The 23549-nt window shown below is 65.0% G+C and carries 21 protein-coding genes; 18 read left to right on the plus strand and 3 right to left on the minus strand.

All coding sequences use genetic code 11. From position 1 onward, the window contains the following. Positions 1 to 23: 23 nt before the first annotated feature. The 7 genes from AC1D1F_RS19760 to AC1D1F_RS19790 all read left to right on the plus strand — a co-directional run bounded on the left by AC1D1F_RS19760 (position 24) and on the right by AC1D1F_RS19790 (position 5716). Positions 24 to 809, plus strand: a complete 786-nt coding sequence (locus AC1D1F_RS19760; protein WP_477677270.1) for a GntR family transcriptional regulator — start codon at positions 24 to 26, stop codon at positions 807 to 809. Beyond that, positions 806 to 1597 carry a transporter substrate-binding domain-containing protein gene (locus tag AC1D1F_RS19765; protein ID WP_477677271.1) on the plus strand — a complete coding sequence of 264 codons (792 nt, stop codon included), beginning with the start codon at positions 806 to 808 and terminating at the stop codon, positions 1595 to 1597. Before AC1D1F_RS19760 ends, AC1D1F_RS19765 begins: the two co-directional genes overlap by 4 nt. Before the next feature lie 140 nt (positions 1598 to 1737). Then, positions 1738 to 2400 (plus strand): amino acid ABC transporter permease, encoded by a 663-nt coding sequence (locus AC1D1F_RS19770; protein WP_477677272.1) that lies wholly within the window; start codon positions 1738 to 1740, stop codon positions 2398 to 2400. A 151-nt stretch (positions 2401 to 2551) separates the two neighbouring features. Further along, on the plus strand, positions 2552 to 3232 hold the full coding sequence (locus tag AC1D1F_RS19775) for an amino acid ABC transporter permease (protein WP_477677273.1): 681 nt from the start codon (positions 2552 to 2554) through the stop codon (positions 3230 to 3232). Beyond that, complete coding sequence (locus AC1D1F_RS19780; RefSeq protein WP_477700808.1) at positions 3222 to 4004, plus strand: amino acid ABC transporter ATP-binding protein; 783 nt, start codon at positions 3222 to 3224, stop codon at positions 4002 to 4004. Before AC1D1F_RS19775 ends, AC1D1F_RS19780 begins: the two co-directional genes overlap by 11 nt. A 245-nt stretch (positions 4005 to 4249) precedes the next feature. Further along, the gene (locus tag AC1D1F_RS19785) at positions 4250 to 5416 is read left to right on the plus strand and encodes an MFS transporter (RefSeq protein ID WP_477696704.1); all 1167 of its coding nucleotides are present in this window, start codon (positions 4250 to 4252) and stop codon (positions 5414 to 5416) included. Positions 5417 to 5437: 21 nt separating this feature from the next. Further along, positions 5438 to 5716 (plus strand): hypothetical protein, encoded by a 279-nt coding sequence (locus AC1D1F_RS19790; protein ID WP_477678600.1) that lies wholly within the window; start codon positions 5438 to 5440, stop codon positions 5714 to 5716. A 27-nt stretch (positions 5717 to 5743) separates the two neighbouring features. Here the strand turns inward: AC1D1F_RS19790 and AC1D1F_RS19795 are convergent, their stop codons facing one another. Next, a complete protein-coding gene (locus AC1D1F_RS19795) occupies positions 5744 to 6814 on the minus strand; it encodes a DMT family transporter (protein ID WP_477678599.1) in 1071 nt (356 codons plus the stop codon). Positions 6815 to 7087: 273 nt separating this feature from the next. Here AC1D1F_RS19795 and AC1D1F_RS19800 point away from each other — a divergent pair, with 273 nt between their 5' ends. The 10 genes from AC1D1F_RS19800 (at position 7088) to AC1D1F_RS19845 (ending at position 19167) form a co-directional block, all read left to right on the plus strand. Next, positions 7088 to 8485 carry a TAXI family TRAP transporter solute-binding subunit gene (locus tag AC1D1F_RS19800; protein WP_477678598.1) on the plus strand — a complete coding sequence of 466 codons (1398 nt, stop codon included), beginning with the start codon at positions 7088 to 7090 and terminating at the stop codon, positions 8483 to 8485. A gap of 165 nt (positions 8486 to 8650) precedes the next feature. Then, on the plus strand, positions 8651 to 9631 hold the full coding sequence (locus AC1D1F_RS19805; protein ID WP_477696703.1) for an ABC transporter permease: 981 nt from the start codon (positions 8651 to 8653) through the stop codon (positions 9629 to 9631). Positions 9632 to 9713: 82 nt separating this feature from the next. Further along, complete coding sequence (locus tag AC1D1F_RS19810; RefSeq protein WP_477696702.1) at positions 9714 to 11297, plus strand: ABC transporter substrate-binding protein; 1584 nt, start codon at positions 9714 to 9716, stop codon at positions 11295 to 11297. Between the two features lie 209 nt (positions 11298 to 11506). Next, the gene (locus tag AC1D1F_RS19815) at positions 11507 to 12424 is read left to right on the plus strand and encodes an ABC transporter permease (RefSeq protein ID WP_436153721.1); all 918 of its coding nucleotides are present in this window, start codon (positions 11507 to 11509) and stop codon (positions 12422 to 12424) included. 14 nt (positions 12425 to 12438) lie between these two features. Further along, positions 12439 to 13416, plus strand: coding sequence for an ABC transporter ATP-binding protein (locus tag AC1D1F_RS19820; protein ID WP_477696701.1), 978 nt, complete (start codon positions 12439 to 12441; stop codon positions 13414 to 13416). Further along, entirely contained in the window at positions 13413 to 14453 is a 1041-nt protein-coding gene (locus AC1D1F_RS19825; RefSeq protein ID WP_477696700.1) for an ABC transporter ATP-binding protein, read from the plus strand. Before AC1D1F_RS19820 ends, AC1D1F_RS19825 begins: the two co-directional genes overlap by 4 nt. A gap of 79 nt (positions 14454 to 14532) precedes the next feature. After that, complete coding sequence (locus tag AC1D1F_RS19830) at positions 14533 to 15741, plus strand: M20 aminoacylase family protein (RefSeq protein WP_477677782.1); 1209 nt, start codon at positions 14533 to 14535, stop codon at positions 15739 to 15741. 23 nt (positions 15742 to 15764) lie between these two features. Next, positions 15765 to 16862 carry a M14 family metallopeptidase gene (locus tag AC1D1F_RS19835; protein WP_477677781.1) on the plus strand — a complete coding sequence of 366 codons (1098 nt, stop codon included), beginning with the start codon at positions 15765 to 15767 and terminating at the stop codon, positions 16860 to 16862. Between the two features lie 47 nt (positions 16863 to 16909). Then, on the plus strand, positions 16910 to 18673 hold the full coding sequence (locus tag AC1D1F_RS19840; RefSeq protein ID WP_477677780.1) for a sensor histidine kinase: 1764 nt from the start codon (positions 16910 to 16912) through the stop codon (positions 18671 to 18673). A gap of 128 nt (positions 18674 to 18801) precedes the next feature. After that, on the plus strand, positions 18802 to 19167 hold the full coding sequence (locus tag AC1D1F_RS19845; RefSeq protein WP_477696699.1) for a response regulator: 366 nt from the start codon (positions 18802 to 18804) through the stop codon (positions 19165 to 19167). A gap of 15 nt (positions 19168 to 19182) precedes the next feature. On the opposite strand, the gene AC1D1F_RS19850 is transcribed toward AC1D1F_RS19845, so the two are convergent. After that, the gene (locus AC1D1F_RS19850) at positions 19183 to 19719 is read right to left on the minus strand and encodes a DUF1415 domain-containing protein (protein WP_477677778.1); all 537 of its coding nucleotides are present in this window, start codon (positions 19717 to 19719) and stop codon (positions 19183 to 19185) included. A 14-nt stretch (positions 19720 to 19733) separates the two neighbouring features. Then, the gene (gene ettA, locus AC1D1F_RS19855) at positions 19734 to 21395 is read right to left on the minus strand and encodes an energy-dependent translational throttle protein EttA (protein ID WP_477677777.1); all 1662 of its coding nucleotides are present in this window, start codon (positions 21393 to 21395) and stop codon (positions 19734 to 19736) included. Between the two features lie 367 nt (positions 21396 to 21762). Here ettA and AC1D1F_RS19860 point away from each other — a divergent pair, with 367 nt between their 5' ends. After that, on the plus strand, positions 21763 to 23514 hold the full coding sequence (locus AC1D1F_RS19860) for a DEAD/DEAH box helicase (protein WP_477696698.1): 1752 nt from the start codon (positions 21763 to 21765) through the stop codon (positions 23512 to 23514). Positions 23515 to 23549 lie beyond the last annotated feature (35 nt).

Raw genomic sequence — 23549 nt, forward strand, 5'->3', positions numbered from 1 at the left:
ACGGGATATGCACTGGCTTGTGCATGGCCACCGCCCCCGACATCAGCAATCGCATCATCGAAGCCGTGATGGCGCAAAAGCTTGCGCCCGGCTCGCGACTGGGCGAGCAGCAGCTCGCGCTGCTGTTTGACTGCAGCCGCACCATCGTCCGCGAAGCCCTGACCCGGCTGGCGGTGCGTGGCATCGTCACTGTCAGCAGCCGGCGCGGTTGGTATGTGATCGAACCCTCCCAGGAAGAAGCGCGCGAGGCCTTTGAGGCGCGCCGCGTGATCGAGATGGGCCTGATCCGCTGCACCACCGACGTCAGCAAGGCCGCCATCAAGCAGCTCAAAAGCCATCTGACCCGCGAAAAAGCCGCCATCAAGGGCGACGACGTGGGCCTGCGCAGCTTTTTGCTGGGCGACTTCCACGTGTGCCTGGCTGAATGCCTGGGCAACAGCCTGCTGGCCGACACCCTGCGCGACTTCACCGCGCGCACCACCCTGATCGCCATGCTTTACCAGTCCTCGCACGACGCGGCGCAGTCCTGCGAAGAGCATGTGCTCATCGTGCAGGCGCTGGAAAAAGGCGACCTGGCGAAAGCCGAAAAACTCATGCAGGCGCACATCGGCAGCGTGCAGGCCGCGCTCAAGCTGCAGGCGGGCGGCGGCGATCCGCTGGCACAACTGCGCAGCGCGCTGAGCCCCCTGGCCGCGCAAGCCCCGGCCGAAAAACCGGCGTCTTCCCCGCCTTCCCGTGTTCGCAAGCCCGGCCGTGCCTCGGCCAAAACCCCAGACGATTCCTCAACCTACCTTGGAGCCCTGCTATGAAGTCCAGCAAACGCGTTTTCTCTTTCGCCCTCGCCGCAGCCGCCGTGCTGGCCGCCTCCGGCGCCCATGCGCAAACCGCGCTGGACGACATCATGAAGGCCAAGGAAATCAAGATCGCCATCCCGACCGACTTCCCGCCTTACGGCATGGTCGGCACCGACCTCAAGCCCCAGGGCCTGGACGTGGAGATGGCCGGCTACATCGCGCAAAAACTCGGCGTCAAGATTGAACTCGTGCCCGTGACCAGCGCCAACCGCATCGCCTACCTGCAAACCAAGAAGGCCGACCTGGTGATCTCCACGCTGGGCAAAACCCCGGAGCGCGAAAAAGTCATCGACTTCACCGCCGCCTACACCCCTTTCTTCCAGGCCGTCTTCGGCCCCAAGAGCATGAGCATCAAATCGTTTGCCGACCTCAACGGCAAAACCATCAGCGTGACCCGCGCCGCCCTGGAAGACCAGGAATTGAGCAAGGTCGCGCCTGCCGGCACGGACATCAAGCGCTTTGAAGACAACAACACCACGGTGTCGGCCTACACCGCCGGCCAGGTGCAGCTGATCGCTACCGGCGCGTCGGTCGCAGGCAACATGATGGCCAAGAACCCGCAACTCAACACCGAATACAAGCTGTTGCTGAAAGACTCGCCCAACTTCATCGGGGTCGGCAAGGGCGAAGACAAGCTGCGCCTGAAAGTCAACGAAATCATCGCCGAGGGCAAGAAATCAGGCGACCTCGACAAACTGGCCATGAAGTGGCTCGGTCGTCCCGCCGGTGATTTGCCGCAGTAAGTTGTACACCCCCGTTGCGGTTCGCTTCGCGTAACCGCCTCCCCCCTTGCAGGGGGCGCCGCTGGTGGCCCGGCGAAGCCGGTTCCACGGCGGCTGCTGGTAGGGAAGAACCGACGGTGATCTTTCAAAGGATGTGACCCATGCGTGTCGAGCTTGATTTCATGGCCGTATTAAGCCAATGGCCGCTGTTGGCCATCGGCGTCGCTTGGACGCTGGGCCTGACGGCGATCTCGTCGGTGCTGGGCGTATTCATGGGCATGGGCTTTGCCTGGGCGCGTGCCAGCGGGCCGACCTGGCTGCGCTGGGTGGTGGGCGCTTACGTCGAGTTGATTCGCAACACGCCTTTTATCGTGCAGCTGTTTTTTATCTTCTTCGGCCTGCCGGCCGCGGGCTTCAAGCTTTCGCCCGAAACCGCCTCGGTGCTGGCCATGGTGATCAACCTGTCGGCCTACGCCACCGAGATCATCCGCGCCGGCGTTGAAGCCACGCCGCGCGGGCAGGTCGAGGCGGCCGAAAGCCTGGCGCTCAACCGGGTGCAAATCTACACCCGCGTGGTGCTGCCGCCAGCGCTCAAGAAGGTCTGGCCGGCCATGGTGAGCCAGATCATCATCGTGATGCTGGGCTCGGCCGTCTGCGGGCAGATCTCCACGCAAGAGCTGTCTTACGCCGCCAACTTGATCCAGGGCCGCAACTTCAGGGCGTTTGAGGCTTTCATCATTGCCACGCTGATTTATTTGGTGCTGTCGGTCGCGGTCCGCAAACTTCTCAACTGGGCGGGGCCGAAGTTCCTGTTCGGTCGATAAACATGCCCCCACGTTCGCTCACTGCGTGTAGCTCTCTGCCCCCCGAGGGGGCGCTGCGCCTGCGGCCCGGCAAAGCCGGTTCCGCGGCCCCTGCTGAGTGGAAAGCCCCCATGGCCACTCATTACCCGTCGCTACATCCAAAGGAATTGCGATGATCGAATTCACCGTCTGGGACATCTTCCGCAACCTGCTGCTGGCGGCGCGCTGGACCATCGTTCTCTCGCTGGTCGCCTTCATCGGCGGCGGCATTGTCGGCGCGCTGTTGCTGGTGGGCCGGCTGTCGGCCACGCGCGCAGTGCCGGGCGCGCAGAAAGCGGCGCGCATCGCACGCCGCGCGCTCGACGGCTATGTGCTGCTGTTTCAGGGTACGCCGCTGCTGATGCAGCTCTTCCTGGCCTACTTCGGCCTGGCGCTCTTCGGCATCAACGTGCCGGCCTGGGTGGCGGCCGCGGTGGCGCTCACGCTTTACACCAGCGCCTACCTGGCCGAGATCTGGCGCGGCTGTGTCGACGCGATCCCCAAGGGCCAGTGGGAAGCCGCGCAAAGCCTGGCGCTCAACTTCGGCGAGCAGTTGCGCTACATCGTGCTGCCGCAGGCCGTGCGCATCGCCGTGCCGCCGACTGTCGGCTTCCTGGTGCAGGTAGTCAAAGGCACGGCGCTGGCCTCGGTGATCGGTTTCATCGAGCTGACCAAGGCCGGCACCATGATCACCAACGCCACCTTCAAACCTTTTGTGGTGTACAGCTGCGTCGCGCTGATGTACTTCGCGCTGTGTTTCCCCATATCCCTGTATGCCCGCAAGCTTGAGAGGAAAGCCAGAAATGGACGCTAACCCTAACGCCACAGCTATCCCATCCCCCGCCACGGCCGACAGGACACTGGTCGAAATCAACCAGTTGCGCAAAAGCTTCGGTACCAATGAGGTCTTGAAAGGCATAGACCTGGAAGTCAAGGCCGGCGAAGTGATCGCCATCATCGGCAAAAGCGGCTCGGGCAAAAGCACGCTGCTGCGCTGCATCAACGGGCTGGAAGTCTTCCAGAGCGGCACGCTGCGCGTGGACGGCAAACACCTGCTGCACGACAACCCGCAGGTCATGCGCGAGCTGCGCCAGCGCGTGGGCATGATCTTCCAGAGCTTCAACCTGTTCCCGCACCTGACGGTCGGCAAGAACATCATGCTGGCACCCACGCTGGTCAAGAAGACGGCCGGCGCCCCCGCCGCCGAGCATGCGCGCGCGTTGCTGCAGCGCGTGGGCCTGGCCGAAAAATTCGAATCCTGGCCCGACCAGCTTTCGGGCGGGCAGCAGCAGCGCGTGGCGATCGCGCGCGCGCTGGCCATGCAGCCTTCGGTGCTGCTGTGCGACGAGATCACCTCGGCGCTGGACCCGGAACTTGTGGGCGAGGTGTTGCAGGTGGTGGAAAGCCTGGCCGCCGAGGGCATGACGCTGTTGATGGTGACGCACGAGATGAATTTCGCCCGCAAGGTCTGCGACCGCGTGGTCTTTATGCACCAGGGGCGCGTGCACGAGATCGGTCCGCCCGACGAGGTGTTCTCCAACCCACAGACCGCCGAGCTCAAGCAGTTCCTCGGCATGATCCAGTAAGCACGGGCGACCAGCTCGCCCCGGCCGGCTTCGGGGCTCTGCAAAGCGCACCAAAGCTGCGCGTCAAAGGGCCATGGCTTGCCCAGGCCTGGCTTTTTTTGGCGTCAACTTGCCCCCGGCCCTGCAGGGTCGGGCCGCTTCCCGCACAATGGCGGGGACAGACTGACCCGCTCCTGATTTGATCGCTGCTAGCGCCCGCCACCCCTGGGCGACTTGCGCTGTCCCGCCGACCCGACGCCGCCTTGATGAACACCATGCCCCCCATCCTGTATTTTTTCGCCCTGTGCAACCTGGTCATAGGCAGCGGCGCCTTTGTGCTGGGCGGCATCCTGCAGCCCATGAGCCTCTCGCTGGGCATCAGCGTGGCGGCTGCCGGCCAGGCCATGACGGCCTATGCCGTGGCCACCGCCGTGCTGGCGCCGCTGCTCATCATCTTCACGGCCGGCTGGCCCCGCAAACGCGCGGTGCAACTGGCGCTGGCGCTGTTCACGGCGGGCTGCCTGGTGTGCGCCCTGGCGCCCAACCTGCCCTTGCTGCTGCTGGGCCGCGTGCTGATGGGTGCTGGCGCCATGTTCACCGCCGCCGCCTCGGCGCTGGCCGTCAGCATGGTGGTGCCCGCGCTGCGCGGCCGGGCGCTGTCCATCACCTTCCTGGGCATGAGCATCAGCTACGCCGTGGGCCTGCCCATAGGCGCCTGGCTGGGTTTTGAGTTCGGCTGGCGCGTGCCGGTGTGGCTGTCGGCGGCGGCAAGCCTGACGGCGCTGGTCGCGGCCAGCTGGCTGATTCCCGCCAACATGGCCAGCGCCGGCACCAGCTTCGCGGGCTTCCGGGCCGCCGCGCGCCAGGGCGCGGTGCTGCGCGTGTGGGGCCGCACCTTGCTGTACTTCATCGCCATCTTCAGCGTGTTTGCCTATGTCGGGCCGGTGCTGCAGGCGCTCAACCCCATGAATTCGGCGCAACTCTCGGCCACGCTTGCCGTCTTCGGCCTGGCCGGTGTGGGAGGCACGCTGATGGGCGGCTGGGCGACGGACCGCTTCGGCGCGCTGCGCACCCTGCGCGTGCAGCTGGCCGTGCTGGTCGCGATGATGTGCCTGCTGCCGCTCACGCGCGGCAATGTGCCGGCCACCATGGCCGTGCTGGTGGCCTGGGGCATCGCGGGCTTCGGCCTGATGGCGCCGCAGCAAAGCCGGCTGGCCAGCCTCTCGCCGGCGCAGGCGCCGCTGCTGCTGAGCCTCAACGGCTCCATGCTCTACGTGGGCACGGCGCTGGGCGCGGTGATCAGCGGCGCGCTGCTGGATCAGGTGGGCTTTGCGCAACTGGGCTGGGTGGGCGTGCCCTTCGGCCTGCTGGCCATGCTGACCCTGGTGTTTGACCGCATGCCGTCGCGCGTGACGGCATCGGCGGCCGCCTAGACCTTTTCCTGCAATCGAACCATGACAGCCCAGGACCAGCTCGACGCACTGCAAATCGCCCTGCGGCAATTGCGCGACGACACCCTGGGCGTGGCCGCTTTTTCGCAGCTCGCGATGCAGCAGGCAAGCCTGGCGACCGCCCTGCCCGAACGTTTTGGTGAGGTGTTGTCACAGCTGCTGAACCGGCTCGAGTCCAGCGCGCTGTTCACCGAAGAAAGCTGCTCCTTCAGCCGTGGGGACTTGCTGGACAGCCTGCAACTGTGGCTGGACAAGGCCCGGCTGCAGCTTCAAAAAACCTGAAGCTGCCGGGCGATCCAGCTCCGTTGGTTAACGGCCGCCATCATGGCCGTGGCGATGATGGACGTCCGGGTAATGGGCATGGCTGTGGGTCACGGGCTCATGCCTGTGGGGATGCGAATGCGTTCCCGCGACCGCGGGTGTATGGTCGTGCGTATGGTGCTCGTCGTGCGTGTGCGCGTGTTCATGCTCCAGGACTTCATGCGTGTGCACATGCGCGTGGTGCTCGGTCAGGTGCAGCCAGATACCGTACGCCATCAGCGCGGCGGCCGCCAGCAGTTTCCAGCTGACGGGCTCCGCCAGAAACACCACGGAAAACAGCGCCCCGACAAAAGGCGCGGTCGAGAAGTACGCGCCGGCCCGTGAAGTCCCCAAGTGCCGCAAGCCGACGACAAAAAGTGCCAGGCTCACACCGTAGGCCAGCAGGCCGACCCCCATGGCGATGGCTGTTTTCCCAGGACCCGGCAACGCCGCCCCCACCAGGAAAGCGAGCAACAGGTTCGTGACGCCTGCAGCCAGCCCTTTCACGCAGGCAATCCATGAAGCATCCGTCAGCGACACCTTTCGCGTGAAGTTGTTGTCCAGGGCCCAGAAAAAACACGCCAGCAGCACCGCGGATGCCGGCCACAGCAAGGTAAATGTGGACGTTGATGGATCAGATGGATCCGACTGGGGCCAGCTGAGCAGCAGCGCGCCCGCCACGATGGCGGCCATGCCCAGCGCGATCCGCCTATCGACGTTCTCCTTGAACACCATCCATGCCAGCACCGCCGTCAACACCGCTTCGGCATTGAGCAGCAAGGCGGCGTGACTGGAAGGCATGGCCGACAGCCCGTACATCAACAGCACCGGCGCGATGCCGCCGCCGCACAGCACCGCGGCGGCCAGCCAGCGCATCTCGCCGGGGGCCAGGCGCGGGCGGGCGGCGCCCCGCATCCGGCGATACACGAACAGGCCCAGGCCGGATCCCAGGTACAAAAGCCCGGCCAGCATCCAGGGACTCATCTCGCCGAGCAGCCATTTGGCCAGCGGCGTCCCCGCACCGAACAGCAAAGCCGATGCCAGCGCGGCCGCGACACCCGGGCTCAAAGAGCGTGCCAAAAGCTTCAATGCCTGATCCCCTGAAAATCAAAAAAGAAAATTCACGTCCAATTCGCCATTTTCGGCCATGCGGCCATTCCCCTGCCGGCGCCCTATCCATAGGCCAGGGCATGAGTCGGTGAACTGAAAGGATTCCTCATGAAACATCTGAAACAAGCCCTGCTCACCCTGCTTTGGCTTCCACACCGGTAAGGCGGACGGCCGGTTCACGGTGACCGCGATTGAAAAAAGGGTGGAATAAGCACGTTGCGCCAGCGTGATAAGGTTGCCCGCATGTCCAAAACCATACGCTACACCCTGCTGTCGCTGCGCGACCTGTGGGTCTCCGCAGGCCCGTTCATCCTGCTGGCCATCGCATTGCTGGCGCTGGCCTACTGGTGGCTGGACCCGAACCCGCCCAAGCGCGTGACGCTGGCCACCGGCCCGGCGCAAAGCGCGTATGAGGAATTCGGCAAACGCTACGCCAGGGCCCTGGCGGCCGAGGGCATCCAGGTGGTCCTGCAGCCCTCGGAGGGCTCGGCCGCCAACCTGCAGTTGCTGCGCGAAGGCAAGGTCGACGTGGGTTTTGTCCAGGGCGGCACCAGCGACTACACAGAGCAGGACGAGGAAGATCTGACATCTCTCGGCAGCCTGTTTGTGGAGCCGCTCTGGCTGTTCTACCGCGAGGACGCCGCGCGCAAGGTGGCCGCTGCGGCGCGGGCGGCCAAGAATCCGGGCGGCCGACCGGCCAAAGCAGACCCGATGGAGGACGCCAGCCTGGCATCGCTCACGCAGTTGCAAGGCCTGCGCGTCAACGTGGGTACGCCCGGCAGCGGCGTTCCCAGCCTGATGGCCAAACTGCTGGACAGCAACCGCATTGACGCCGCGACGCTGAAACTGTCCCGGCTGGAGCAGACGCCCGCCACCGTTGCCTTCCTGGGCGGCGAGCTGGACGCCATCGTGTTCGCGTCCGCGCCCGAGTCGCTGATGGTGCAGATGCTGCTGCAGACGCCCGGCGTGAAACTGATGAACTTCGCCCAGAGCGAGGCCTATTCCCGGCGTTTTGCCTTCCTGACGCCCACGCGCCTGCCGCGCGGCGTAGTGGACCTGGCCGGCAACATCCCGCCCGACGACGTGCGGCTGGTGGCGTCCACCACTTCGCTGATCACGCGCACCGGCACCCACCCCGCCCTGCAGCAGCTGCTGGCCCAGGCGGGCAACGACATCCACGGCGGGGCCGGCTGGTTCAAGAATGCCCGCGAATACCCCAACCGCGACAACAGCGAGCTGCCCATTTCCAAGGAAGCCGAGCGCGCCATCAAGAACGGCACGCCGGTGCTGCAGCGCTACCTCCCCTTCTGGGTGGCCAACCTGGTCGAGCGCATGTGGCTGGTGATGGGCATCATCATCGCCATCATGCTGCCGCTGTCGCGCATCATCCCGCCGCTTTACGCCTTTCGCGTGCGTTCGCGCATCTTCCGCTGGTACGGCCGGCTGCGCGACATCGAAAACCGGGTGGACGGCAACGGCGATGGCGATCGCAACAGCGCCAAAAACCAGGCCCTGCTGGAAGAACTCAACGACCTGGAACGCCGGGCCGAAAAGATCACGGTGCCGCTGTCCTATGCCGACGAGCTGTATGCGCTGCGCGCCAATATCCACCTGGTGCGAAAAAAGCTGCAACGGCTTTAGCGCCCATCGCGCCGCAAAGAGGCGCGCGGCACCTTAAAAGGGCAGTGAAAAGCCCGATTCAGGGCAAGTGCGGGGCCTACGCAGTTTCTTTAACCCTAAAGTAAACCCCTGTGTCGGCATAGCAATTGCTCTGCTAGTATCGCCCGATACTTTTTTCTTTGGCCGATGCTTGCTTTTATTCTGCGCCGCCTGATCCAGGCCGTGATCGTGATGGTCGTGGTCGCACTGATCGCCTTCATGCTGTTCCAGTATGTCGGCGATCCGGTGGTGTTCCTGCTGGGGCAGGATGCCTCCCCCGCCCAGATCACCCAACTGCGCGCCGACCTCGGCCTGGACCGGCCCTTCATCGTGCAGTTCTGGCATTTCCTCGTGAATGCCGCGCAGGGCGAATTCGGCCTGAGCCTGCGCCAGGGCGCCAAGGTCTCGCGCCTGATCGCCGAACGCTTTCCCGCGACGCTGGAGCTGGCCCTGGTGGCGGCCTTGATGGCGTTGCTGATCGGCATCCCCATGGGCGTGTATTCGGCGCTGCGCCGCGGCAGTTTCCTGAGCCAGGTGTTCATGACGATTTCGCTGCTGGGCGTATCGCTGCCGACCTTCCTGATCGGCATCCTGCTGATCCTGGTGTTCGCCGTGGGCCTGGGCTGGTTCCCGAGTTTCGGCCGCGGCGAAACCGTGCAGATCGGCTGGTGGAGCACCGGCCTCTTCAAGGCCGACGGCTGGCACCACATCGTGCTGCCGGCCGTAACGCTGGCGGTGTTCCAGCTCACGCTGATCATGCGGCTGGTGCGCGCGGAAATGCTGGAAGTGCTGCGCACCGACTACATCAAGTTCGCGCGCGCCCGCGGCCTGCCCGACCGCGTCATCCACTTCGGCCACGCGCTCCGCAACACGCTGGTCCCGGTGATGACCATCACCGGGCTGCAGCTGGGCGGCCTGATCGCCTTCGCCATCATCACCGAGACCGTGTTCCAGTGGCCCGGCATGGGCCTGCTGTTCATCCAGGCGGTGACCTTCGCCGACATCCCGGTGATGGCGGCCTACCTGTGCCTGATCGCGCTGATTTTTGTCATCATCAACCTGGTCGTCGACCTGCTGTACTTCGCGGTGGACCCCAGGCTGCGCGTCGGCAACGCGGCGGGCCACTGACACCTCAGTCCGCACCCTTTTCCTCCGCTTTTTTTTCCGTTTTTACCCCGCAAGCCCTCATCCCTTCCACCAGGAGTTCCCGATGAAATTCAAGTCCAAACTGCTCTCGGCCAGCCTGCTGTGCGCCTTCGCGGCCACCAGCTTTGTCGCATCCGCGCAGACCCTGAGGGTCGCCAACCAGGGCGACTCGCTGTCCATGGACCCGCATTCGCTCAACGAATCGCTGCAGCTCAGCGTGACCGGCAATGCCTACGAGGGCCTGGTAATCCGCAACAAGGACCTGAGCCTGGCCCCGGGCCTGGCCACCTCGTGGAAGCAGACCTCGCCGACTGTCTGGCGCTTCGAATTGCGCAAGGGCGTGCAATTCCATGACGGCACGCCGTTCACGGCCGACGACGTGGTGTTCAGCTTCAACCGCACCCAGGCCGAGGGCTCGGACATGAAAAGCTACACCAACGACTTCAAGGAAGTGCGCAAGATCAACGACCATGTGGTCGAAATCGAAACCAAGACGCCCTTCCCCATCCTGCCGGACGTGATCTCGCTGGTCTACATGATGAGCAAGAAGTGGTGCGAGACCAACCAGGCGACCCGGCCGGTGGACCGCCGCAAGGGCATCGAAAACGCGGCGTCCTTCCGCGCAAACGGCACCGGCCCCTACCGTGTACGCGAGCGCCAGCCCAATGTGCGCACCACCTTTGTCCGCAACGGCACCTACTGGGGCAAGATTGACGGCAACGTCCAGGAAGTGATCTACACCCCCATCGGCAACGACGCGACCCGCGTCGCCGCCCTGCTGTCGGGCGAGGTCGACGTGATGGAACCGGTGCCGGTGCAGGATATCGAACGCGTCAACGGCAACGCCGGCACCAAGGTGCTGGTCGGCCCGGAAATGCGCACCGTGTTCCTGGGCATGGACCAGAAACGCGATGAGTTGCTGTATTCGAACATCAAGGGCAAGAACCCGTTCAAAGACAAGCGCGTGCGCCAGGCGTTTTACCAAGCTATCGACATCGACGGCATCAAAAAGACCGTGATGCGCGGCGCCTCCAGCCCGACGGCGCTTCTGATAGGCCCCGGCATCAACGGCTTCCAGGCTGAGCAGAACAAGCGCCTGCCCTACGACCCGGAAGCAGCGAAGAAACTGATGGTCGAGGCAGGCTACCCCAACGGTTTTGAAGTGGCCATGAACTGCCCGAACGACCGCTACGTGAACGACAGCCGCATCTGCCAGGCCGTGGCCGCCAACCTGTCGCGCATCAACGTGAAGATCAACCTGCAGGCCGAAACCAAGGGCACCTACTTCCCCAAGGTGCTGCGCCGCGACACCAGTTTTTACCTGCTGGGCTGGACGCCGGCCACCTATGACGCGCACAACGCGCTCAATGCACTGGTCGCCTGCGTGGACGACAAGGGCGCCGGCCAGTTCAACCTGGGCGCGTATTGCAACCCCAAGGTCGATGAACTGACCAAGAAGATCCAGTCCGAAACCGACAAGACCAAGCGCAACGCGATGATCAAGGAAGCCTTCGACATCCACAATGCCGACGTCGGCCACCTGCCGCTGCACCAGCAGTCGCTGGCCTGGGGCACCAGCAAGAAGATCGAGCTGGTCCAGCTGGCCGACAACTTCATGTTCTTCAAGTGGATGACCATAAAAAAATAAACACTCCCTGTTGCCTTTTCGCTGCGCGTAACGGCCTCTCCCATACAGGGCAAGTAACCACCCCCCTGTTGCCTTCTCGCTTCGCGTAGCGGCCTCTCCCCTGCAGGGGACAACAGCTGCGGCCCGGCAAAGCCGGTTCCGCGCTGTTGCTGGCTGGCACGGGTCTCGCTTCATTCGCCCTTGATGACACTGACTGCACGCTCCTTCTGATGAAAAAAACCCTTGCGCGCTGGCTTGACAGTGATGTAGGCCACAGCTTTCGCACATCACCGGTTGCGATGGTGGCGGCGGCCATTGCGCTGGTCTGCATTTTTTGCTCGGTGTTTGCCGGCTGGGTGGCGCCGCATGACCCGTTCAACCTGAGCACGCTGGAACTCAGCGATGCGCGCCTGCCGCCGGCCTGGAGCGCGCAGGGCAGTTCCAAATACCTGCTGGGCACCGACGACCAGGGGCGCGACATCCTGTCGGCGCTGATGTACGGCGCGCGCATCTCGCTGGTCGTGGGCTTCGCCTCCGTCATCCTGTCCATGCTGGCCGGCGTTTCGCTGGGCCTGCTTGCGGGCTTTCGCGGAGGCTGGATTGACTCGGCCCTGATGCGGGTCTGCGACGTGATGTCCTCGTTTCCGCCCATCCTGGTCGCGTTGCTGATTGCGGGCGTGGGGCGCGCGGTGTTTCCCGACGCCAGCCAGTTGCTGGCCATGGGCGTGCTGATTCTGTCGATCTCCATGGGCCAGTCGGGCTGGGTCCAGTACGCGCGCACGGTGCGCGGCTCGACCATGGTGGAACGCGGCAAGGAATACGTGCAGGCCGCCCGCGTCACCGGTGTGGCGCCGCTGCGCATCATGCGCCGCCACGTGCTGCCCAATGTGATGGGGCCGGTGCTGGTGCTGGCGACCATCCAGGTGGCGACCGCCATCATCACCGAGGCCACCCTCTCCTTCCTGGGCGTGGGCGCGCCGCCCACCTCGCCCTCGCTGGGCACGCTGATCCGCGTGGGCAACGACTACCTGTTCTCGGGCGAGTGGTGGATCACCGTGTTCCCGGGCCTGATGCTGGTGCTGATCGCGCTGAGCGTGAACCTGCTGGGCGACTGGCTGCGGGATGCCTTGAACCCGCGTCTCCGGTAAAAGCGAATCCCACAATGAGTCTTTTACAAATCAAGAACCTGGTGGTCGAGTTCCCCGGCCGGCGCGGCACGCTGCGCGCGCTGGACGACATTTCCTTCGACATCGCGCCCGGTGAAATTCTGGGCGTGGTGGGCGAATCGGGTGCGGGAAAATCGCTGACCGGCGCCGCCATCATCGGCCTGCTGGAGCCGCCTGGGCGCGTGGCCGGCGGCCAGGTGTTGCTGGAAGGCGAGCGCATCGACAACCTGCCGCACGAGCGCATGCGCCACATCCGCGGACGCAAGATAGGAGCGATCTTCCAGGACCCGCTGACCTCGCTGAACCCGCTCTACACCATAGGCCGGCAACTGGTGGAAACCATACAGGCCCACCTGCCAGTGACGGCGCGGGAAGCCAGGGCGCGCGCCATCGAGCTGCTCAACGACACCGGCATCCCGGCGGCCGCGCAGCGCATAGACCACTACCCGCACCAGTTCTCCGGCGGCATGCGCCAGCGCGTGGTGATCGCGCTGGCACTTGCGGCCGAGCCCAAGCTGATCGTGGCCGACGAGCCGACCACCGCGCTCGACGTGTCCATCCAGGCGCAGATCATCACCTTGCTCAAAGACATCTGCAGGCAGCGCGGCGCCGCCGTGATGCTGATCACCCACGACATGGGCGTGATCGCCGAGACCTGCGACCGCGTGGCCGTGATGTATGCCGGGCGTATCGCCGAGATAGGCCCGGTGCACCAGGTGATCAACCACCCGTCGCACCCCTACACCGCAGGCCTGATGGCCGCGATTCCCGACATCGCGGTGGAGCGCGAGCGCCTCTACCAGATCGACGGCGCCATGCCGCGCCTGAACGCCATCCCACAGGGCTGTGCCTTCAACCCGCGCTGCCCCAAGGCTTTTGACCGCTGCCGACAGGACAGGCCCGACCTGATGCCGGCCGGCGCCACGCGCGCCGCGTGCTGGCTGCACGATGCGCATGCGGGAGTGGTGGCATGAGCGGGATCCCGAATATCGAAACATTGCAAAGCGCAACGAGCGCGGAGGCCCCGCTGGTCCAGGCGCATGACCTGGCCAAGACCTTCGACGTATCGCCTCCCTGGTTGAACCGCGTGCTGGAACGCAAGCCCCGCCTCTTGCTCAAGGCCGTTGACGGCGTGAGCTTCGAGATTGAAAAGGGCAAGACGCTGGCGCTCGTCGGTGAATCGGGCTGCGGCAAAAGCACCGTGGCGCGCCTGCTGGTGGGCCTGTATGAACCCACGCGCGGCGGCCTGACCTTTGACGGCCAGAACGCCCATGCGGTGTTCAAGACACCGGCCGGGCAGCAACTGCGCAGCCGTATCCAGATGATTTTCCAGGACCCGTACGCGAGCCTGAACCCGCGCTGGACGATCGAAGACATCATCGCCGAGCCGCTGCGCGAGCACGGCATCCTGGAGGGCGGCGCCGCGCTCAAGGAGCGCGTGGGCGAGCTGCTCAAGTCAGTCGGCCTGTCGCCGCTGGACATGCCAAAGTACCCGCACCAGTTCTCGGGTGGGCAGCGCCAGCGAATCTCCATCGCGCGCGCGCTGGCCACCGAGCCTGAATTCCTGGTCTGCGACGAACCCACCTCGGCGCTCGACGTGAGCGTGCAGGCGCAGGTGCTCAACATCATGAAGGACCTGCAGCGCACGCGCGGCCTGACCTACCTCTTCATCTCGCACAACCTCGCGGTGGTGCGCCATGTCAGCGACCAGGTCGGCGTGATGTACCTGGGCCGCCTCGTGGAACTGGCCGACAAGCACAGCCTGTTCGACAGGCCGCGCCATCCCTATACACGCATGCTGCTGGACGCCATCCCCAAGATGCACGACACCGGCCGCGCCCGCACCCCGGTGTCGGGCGAAGTGCCCAATCCGCTGAACCCGCCCGGCGGCTGCACCTTCCACCCGCGCTGCCCGCATGCCAACGAACGCTGCCGCAGCGAAAGGCCGGAGTTCCTGCCGCTCGAAGGCGTTCGTGTGGCCTGCCATGCGGTCGAAGAAGGCCGGATTTAGGCACTAATACCAGGAACCCAGGCACTGTCATGCAAAGCGGAACCGGCTTGGGTAATATGTACTCTTAGGGGACATCATCATGAAAATCATTGAATCCATCCTGGCCGGAGCGGCCGACATCGCGGCCGTGCGCCGCGACATCCACGCCCACCCTGAACTGTGTTTCCAGGAAGTGCGCACCGCCGACGTGGTCGCGCAAAAGCTCGAGTCCTGGGGCATCCCGGTTCACCGCGGCATGGGCACGACCGGCGTGGTCGGCATCGTGCATGGGCGCGACGGCGGCGCTTGCGGCCGTGCCGTGGGCCTGCGCGCCGACATGGACGCCCTGCCCATGCAGGAGTTCAACAAATTCCCCCATGCCAGCACACAGCCGGGCAAGATGCACGCCTGCGGCCACGACGGCCACACCGCCATGCTGCTGGCCGCGGCGCGCCACTTCTCGCAGAACCGCGACTTTGACGGCACGGTTTACCTGATCTTCCAGCCGGCCGAAGAAGGCGGCGGCGGCGCGCGCGAGATGATCAGGGACGGCCTCTTCGAAAAATTTCCCGTCGAAGCCGTCTTCGGCATGCACAACTGGCCGGGCGCGCCTGTCGGCACTTTCGCCGTCAGCGCGGGGCCTGTGATGGCGTCGAGCAACGAATTCAAGATCACCATACGCGGCAAGGGCGGCCATGCCGCGATGCCGCACACCGGCATAGACCCGGTGCCGGTGGCCTGCCAGATGGTGCAGGGCTTCCAGAACATCATCAGCCGCAACAAAAAGCCGGTCGACGCGGGCGTCATCTCGGTGACCATGATCCACGCCGGCGAAGCCACCAACGTGGTGCCCGATTTTTGCGAGCTGCAGGGCACGGTGCGCACCTTCAGCATCGAGGTGCTGGACCTGATCGAAAGACGCATGAAGGAAGTCGCCGAACACACTTGCGCCGCCTTCGAGGCGCGCTGCGAGTTCAAGTTCACGCGCAATTACCCGCCCACCGTCAACAGCGCCGCCGAGGCCGACTTCGCGCGCCGGGTGATGGGCGACATCGTGGGGCCGGCCAACGTACTGGCGCAAGAGCCCACCATGGGCGCCGAAGACTTCGCCTACATGCTGCAGGCTAAACCCGGCGCCTACTGTTTCATTTCCAACGGCGACGGCGCGCACCGCGAAATGGGCCACGGCGGGGGGCCCTGCACACTGCACAACCCGAGCTACGACTTCAACGACGACCTGATCCCCCTGGGCGGCACCTACTGGGTCCAGCTGGCCACGCGCTGGCTGGGCACGGCTGCCAGGGCCTGACCCTGACCTCCAACAACGACACCATGAACATACATGCGGCTTTTTCGGCCAGCTATGCGGCTGCGCGCGCCAAATTCCTCGAGGCGGCCGGCGCCGCCGGCATGGCGCTGCGTTCGTACGAACACCCGCTCAAGGGCCGCGACGGCGAAACCTTGGCCATGGACGTGGCCCTGGACGGCGAACCCGATGCCGAACGCCTCTTTGTGGTCAGCAGCGCCTGCCACGGCGTGGAAGGCTACTGCGGCTCGGGCGTGCAGGTGTACGCCGCGCACGACGCCGAATGGCGCGCCAGGGCCCGCGCGGGCGGCGTGGCGGTGCTATACATCCATGCGCTCAACCCGCACGGCTTTTCGTACGCGCGGCGCACCACGCATGAAAACGTGGACCTGAACCGCAACTTCCATGACTTCAGCCAGCCCCTGCCCGAGAACGAAGCCTACCGCGAAGTCCACGACCTGCTGCTGCCCGAGCAATGGCCGCCCACGGCAGCGAATGAGGCCGCCATCGCGGCCTATATAGACACCCACGGCGTGACGCGCTACCAGGCGGCGGTGTCGCAGGGGCAGCATGAATACGCCGACGGCATGTTCTTCGGCGGCACCGCGCCGACCTGGAACAACCGCACCCTGCGCGAAGTGCTGCAAACCTTCGCGCAGCAAGCCACACGCATCGCCTGGATGGATCTGCACACGGGCCTGGGCCCCAGCGGCCTGGGCGAGCGCATCTTTGCCGGCAACGACGACGCTAAATCCCTGGCGCGCGCACGCGCCTGGTGGGACGGCGGCGGCGCCACGCCCGTGACCTCTTTCTACGACGGCTCCTCGACCTCGGCCAAACTCACGGGCCTGATGTCGTACGCCGCGCACGACGAGTGCCCGCGGGCCGAATACACCGCTATGGCCATGGAATACGGCACGCTGCCCATCCTCGAAATGATAGGCGCGCTGCGCGCCGACCACTGGCTGCACAAGCACCCCGAAGCGCCGCCCGAGGTGCACGCGGCGATCAAGCGCCAGATGATGGACGCGTTCTACGTCGACACCGACGAATGGCGCACGCAGATCGTGGCGCAGGCGCGCGAGGCCATGTTCCAGACGGTGGACGGGCTGGGCACACCCTGATGCCGGCACGGCGGCCCGTCACTCCACCCGAGCACAAAAGCCGCGCCATGCCGTCCGACGCCGACCTGCAACTCCAGCTCAAGCAGTTGCAGCAGCAACACCAGGCGCTGCAGGCCGACTACCGCGAGCTGCAACTTGAAAAGCAGAAGCAGGAAACCTCGGCCACGCTGTGGCTGGAGCAGCGCACCCGCGAGCTGCAGGCCGAGGCGCTGGAGCAGAAAAAAGCCGAAACCCTGCAGCGGGTGTTCTACCGCATCGCCGAGCGCGCCGCGGCCGACCTGTCCTTTTATGACTTCCTGCAATCGGTGCACGGCCTGCTGGGCGAACTGCTGTATGCGAAGAACTGCTACGTCTGCCTTTACGACGCGCAAAAACAGCGCAAGAATTTCGCCTACTACGTGGACGAGCGCGACGGCGACACCCTGCAGTTGAGCGACGTGCCCTACCGTCGCGGGCTGACCGAGTTCGTGCTGAGCACCGGCCGGCCGCAAATCATCGATGCGGCGCGGCTCAAGCTGCTCGAAGCCGGCGGCCAGGTGACGGAAGGCAGCGGCGACATGACCTTCAGTTCCTGGCTGGGCGTTCCCATGCACATACGCGGCACCATAGGCGGCGTGCTCGCGGTGCAGGGCTATGAACCGGGCGTGGCCTACAGTGATTCGGACGCGGACATCCTCTCCTTCGTGGCCAATCACGTCAGCAGCGCCATCGAGCGCTACCAGGCGCTCGACGAACTGCGCAAATCGGAAGAGCGCTACCGCACGGTGATTGAAAACGTCGGCGTCGGCGTCGTGGTGGTGCAGGACGGCCGCATGGTGTTCGCCAACCCCAGCCTGGAACGCATCGTGGGCCATCCGCGGGAATACCTGCTGTCCCAGCCCTACACCGCGACTGTTCACCCCGACGACCTGCCGGTGATGCGGGAGCGCCACGAACGCCGCCTGCGGGGCGACGAGGTCGACTCGATGTACGGTTTTCGCGTGATCACCCAGGCCGGCGAGGTGCGCTCGCTGGAGCTCTCCGCCGTGCAGATCGAATGGGGCAAGCGCGAGGCGACCCTGATCTTCGTGGTGGACGCCACCGCCCGCCTGCAGGCCGAGCTGACGCAGCGCCAGACGCTGCAGCGGCAGACCGAACTCAACGACATGAAGTCACGCTTCATCTCGGTGGCTTCGCATGAATTCCGCACGCCGCTGGCCTTCATCCTGTCGTCCGCCGAGCTGCTCAAGCACTATGGCGACCGCCTGCCCGAACCCGAAAAAACCGAAGTCATCGCCACCATAGAAACCGGCGTGCAGCGCATGACCCAGATGCTGGACCGCGTGCTGCTGCTGGGCAAGGTGGAGGCGCAAATGCTGGAGTTCCAGCCGGCCGAGGTCAACCTGCAAACGCTGTGCCAGGACTTGGTCGAAGATGCCCGCATCCAGCATTCGGAAGGAGGCTGTGAGCTGGCCCTGGAATTCGAGGCCAGTCCGGCGATCGGGCTCTTCGATGAAAAGCTGCTGCGGCATATTTTCGGCAACCTGCTGTCCAACGCCATCAAATATTCGCCGCAGGGCGGGAAAGTCCTGTTTCGCGTCTTTTCTTCGGAAGGACGGGTGGCCTTTGAGGTCTCGGACCAGGGCATAGGGGTTCCGGCCGAAGAACTTCCCCACCTGTTTGAATGGTTTCACCGGGCCAGCAACGTCGGCGAAATCCAGGGCACGGGCCTGGGCCTGGCCATCGTCAAGAATTCCGTCGACCTGCACGGCGGCCGCATCGAAGTTGCCAGCACCGTGGGCCAGGGCACGCGCTTTACCGTCACGATTTGAACATTCAAGCCCGGCAACGCTATAAGATGGGCCACCAGACCGGCGCTGCGGCACAGCCCGCCGGCTGGCGGCACAGGGAATATCCGCCCCTCCAACAATGACAGCGGGGCCTTCAATGCGAAAGAAAAATGGCGCGCATCCTGGTGATTGAAGACGAGTCCCATATACGGGACAACCTGCTGCGCTTCGTCCGGCTGGAGGGCCATGAAGGCCTGTCCGCCGCGGACGGCCAAGCCGGCCTGCAACTGGCCCGGGAGCAGCTGCCGGACCTGATTTTTTGCGACGTGATGATGCCGCAGATGAACGGCATGGAAGTACTGGCCGCGCTTCAGGCGGAGCCCGCGCTCAGGCAGGTGCCCTTTGTGTTCCTGTCGGCCAGCGCGGAGTCGGAGCGGCTCGAAGAAGCCCTGCGTCTGGGTGCCAGCGGCTATGTGACCAAGCCTTTTAACTTCGCCCAGCTGCAGGCGGTGCTCAAACAGTATTTGCCCAAATAGGGCCGGCACTCGCGGTTAAAGGCCCAGCGCCTTCCAGCCCATGTGGCCGAGTTTTTCAAGCGTCGCGATGTTCTGCTCGAAGATGGCCTCGGCCTCGGGGAATGCCTCCACGGCCTTTTCGACGCTCTCCTCGCGCAGCAAATGCAGGATGGCGAAGGGCGCGCGGTTGGTGTAATTGCCGATGTCGTCGGGCTCGGTGCCGTCAAACTGGAACTGCGGGTGAAAGCTGGCCAGCTGGATCACGCCTTCCAGGCCGTGTTCATCCACCACGCCTTCGGCAATTTCCAGGAAGTCATTGAAATCCAGGAAGTCCTCGAACAAGGTGGGATGGATCAGCAGCGTGGTGTCGACCTCTTCGGCCGGCGTCGCCGCCAGCAAGTCCAGTTCGCGATCCAGTTCTTCAAGCAGGTCGTCCGCATGCCGGGCACGGCTCACCACCAGGCGCACCTGGTTCTTCACGTAGACCGCCTTGGCGAACGGGCACAGGTTGAGCCCGATCACGGCCTTTTCGAGCCAATGGCGGGTCCTGTCCAGGACCTCCTGGTCTGTCATGACAGCTCGCAAGCCTAGTGCAGGGCTTTGAAACGGACGCGTTTTGGCTTGGCACCCTCTTCACCCAAACGCTTCTTTTTGTCGGCTTCGTACTCCTGGTAGTTGCCGTTGAAGAAGGTCCACTGGCTGTCGCCTTCGGCGGCCAGGATATGGGTGGCGATGCGGTCCAGGAACCAGCGGTCATGGCTGATCACCAACACCGAGCCGGCGAATTCCAGCAGCGCGTCTTCGAGCGCGCGCAGGGTTTCCACGTCCAGGTCGTTCGAGGGTTCATCGAGCATCAGCACGTTGCCGCCCGCGATCAGGGTCTTGGCCAGGTGCAGGCGCCCGCGCTCGCCGCCCGACAGCATGCCGACGCGCTTTTGCTGGTCGGCGCCGTTGAAGTTGAAGCGGCCGGCATAGGCGCGGCTGGGCATGGTGAACTTGCCGACGGTCAGCATGTCCAGGCCGCCGGAGATGTCTTCCCAGACGGTTTTTTCATTGGCCAGGTCGTCGCGGTGCTGGTCGACGAAGGCCATGCGCGCGGTCTTGCCGATGGCGACCTCGCCGCTGTCCGGTGCTTCCTTGCCGGCGATCAGCTTGAACAACGTGGATTTACCCGCGCCGTTGGGGCCGATGATGCCGACGATGGCGCCTGCGGGCACCTGGAAGCTCAGGTTATCGATCAGCAGGCGGTCGCCGAAGGACTTGCTGACGTTCTTGAACTCGATGACCTCATTGCCCAGGCGCTCGGCCACGGGGATGAAGATTTCCTGGGTTTCGTTGCGTTGCTGGTATTCGAAGTCCGAGAGTTCCTCGAAGCGGGCCAGGCGCGACTTGCTCTTGGCCTGGCGCGCCTTGGGGTTCTGGCGCGACCATTCGAGTTCCTTCTTCAGGGCCTTGGCGCGTGCTTCCTCGCCCTTTTGCTCCTGCGCCAGGCGCTCGCCCTTCTGGTCCAGCCAGCTGCTGTAGTTGCCCTTCCAGGGGATGCCGTGGCCGCGGTCCAGCTCCAGGATCCACTCGGCGGCGTTGTCCAGGAAGTAGCGGTCGTGGGTGATGGCCACCACGGTGCCTGAAAAGCGCTGCAGGAACTGCTCCAGCCAGTCCACCGATTCGGCGTCCAGGTGGTTGGTGGGTTCGTCAAGCAGCAGCATGTCGGGCCGTGACAGCAGCAGGCTGCACAGGGCCACGCGGCGTTTTTCGCCGCCCGATAGCACGCCGATCTTGGCGTCCCAGGGCGGCAGGCGCAGCGCGTCGGCGGCGATTTCAAGCTGGTGTTCGGAATCGGTGCCGGCGGTGGCGATGATGGCTTCCAGGCGGGCCTGCTCGGCGGCCAGTGCGTCGAAATCGGCGTCGGGCTCGCCGTAGGCCGTGTACACGGCTTCGAGCTGGGCCTTGGCGGCGAACACCGCGCCCATGCCGGCTTCCACGCTTTCGCGCACCGTGTGCTCGGGGTCCAGCTTGGGTTCCTGCGGCAGGTAGCCGATGTTCAGGCCCGGCATGGGGGTGGCTTCACCCTCGATTTCCGTGTCCAGGCCGGCCATGATCTTGAGCAGCGTGGACTTGCCGGAACCGTTGGTGCCCAGCACGCCGATCTTGGCGCCCGGGAAGAAGCTGAGCGACACCTCTTTGAGGATATGGCGCTTGGGCGGCACGATCTTGCCGACCTTGTTCATAGTAAATACGTACTGAGCCATCAGGATTAACTTTGGTAAAAATGAAAAACAATGCCAGAAAACGGGCTGCCGGCGGTCCGCAAAAATGGTTTTACGGGCTGCCCTGCAGGCTTTCTTGCGGGCTGGAACGACACGCCGCGCCTGGGCGCAAACGCCTTTTGGCAAAGCGTGATTTATGCGTGAATGCCCCCATTATCGTTGCTGTGCGACAATACAGGCGTTGCTGGCTCCAGTTGCCTGCAACATTTGGGCACATCCGGGTACCGCTTCAAGTGGCTGCTTACGATGTTTTCGGCCCACTTTCTGACCCCATCTGCCTTTGACTGGCGGGTTGCCTTCCAGCAAGGTGCCCAACAGGCCGATCTAAAGCGCCACACGGCGCAACATCATGACATTTGAAGAATTGAACCTGGCCCCGGCCATTCTGAAGGCCGTGCTCGAGCAGGGCTACGACACCCCAACCCCCATCCAGGCCCAGGCCATCCCCGCCGTGCTCAAGGGCGTGGACCTGCTGGGCGGCGCCCAGACCGGCACCGGCAAGACCGCGGCCTTCACCCTCCCCCTGCTGCAGCGCCTGTCCACCGAAGCGCGCCTGACCAACCGCCGCGGCGTCAATGCCGTGCGGGCCCTGATCATGACCCCGACCCGCGAACTCGCGGCCCAGGTCGAAGAAAGCGTGCGCACCTACGGCAAATACACCGACCTCACCTCCATGGTGATGTTCGGCGGCGTCGGCATGGGCGCCCAGATTGAAAAACTGCGCCGCGGCGTCGACATCCTGGTCGCCACTCCCGGCCGCCTGCTGGACCACGCGAGCCAGGGCACGCTGGACCTGAGCCAGGTGCAGATCCTGGTGCTCGACGAAGCCGACCGCATGCTGGACATGGGCTTCATCCACGACATCAAGAAAGTGCTGGCCCTGGTGCCCAAGCAGAAGCAGTCGCTGCTGTTCAGCGCGACCTTCAGCGACGAGATCCGCGAGCTGGCCAACGGCCTGCTCAAGAACCCCGAATCCATCCAGGTCACGCCGCGCAACACCACGGTGCAGCGCATCACGCAGACCATCCACCCCGTCGGCCGCAGCAAGAAAAAAGCGCTGCTGACCCACATCATCAATGAGCACAACTGGAGCCAGGTGCTGGTGTTTACCCGCACCAAGTTCGGCGCCAACAACGTGGCCGAGCACCTGACCAAAAACGGCATCCCCGCGATGGCGCTGCACGGCAACAAGAGCCAGACCGCCCGCACCCAGGCCCTGGCCGATTTCAAGAGCGGCACGATCCGCGCCCTGGTGGCCACCGACATCGCCGCCCGTGGCATCGACATCGACGAGTTGCCGCACGTGGTGAACTACGAAATCCCGAACGTCAGCGAAGACTACGTTCACCGCATCGGCCGCACCGGCCGCGCCGGCAACAGCGGCGAAGCCGTCAGCCTGGTGTGCCTCGATGAAGAAGGCTTCATGCAGGACATCGAGCGCTTCACCAAGCAGAACATCGAAAAAGTCCTGGTCCCCGGCTTTGAAGCCGAGCCCGACGAACGCGCCGAGCCGCTGGCCATGGGCCGCCAGACCATCTGGGGCGGCCTGGGCAAGCCGCCAAGCCGTGACGTGATGCAGGCAGCGGCCAAGGCCGCCCGCACCGAGATGATGCAGCGCATCCGCGACACCAAAGGCGCACAGCCCGCGCGTGGCGCAGGCGGCGGTAATGGTGGTGGCAATGGCGGCGCGCGCGGACGCGGCCCCGCCGGTGGCGGCAATGGCGGCGGCAGCGGCCGCGGTCCCCGTACACCCAATCCCGGCCAGCCACGCCAGGCTTCGGGCTATTCACAGAACGGCCAGCCGCCACGCCAGCAGGCACAGCGCCCGCCGCGCGACGACCAGCAGCCGCGCGCACCGCGCAGCGAGCCGAGGGAGCCGCGCAACGACTTCGACAACCAGCAACCCGCCAGCCACGCCTCCTCGGGTTTCCCGTCGTCCGGCCAGCCCACGGGCGGTAACCGCGGCAACTACCGGGGCGGCAACCGCTCCGGTGGCGGTGGCGGTGGCGGTGGCGGTGGCGGTGGCGGTGGTGGTGGTGGTGGCGGCCGGGGCAACGGGCCTCGCCGGCCCGGCGGTCCCGGCTCGTTTACCGGCCGCTAAGCGCTACCTGGCGGCGATCCACTGCGTGGGCGCCG

This window comes from Polaromonas sp. P1_H6 (assembly GCF_056405195.1).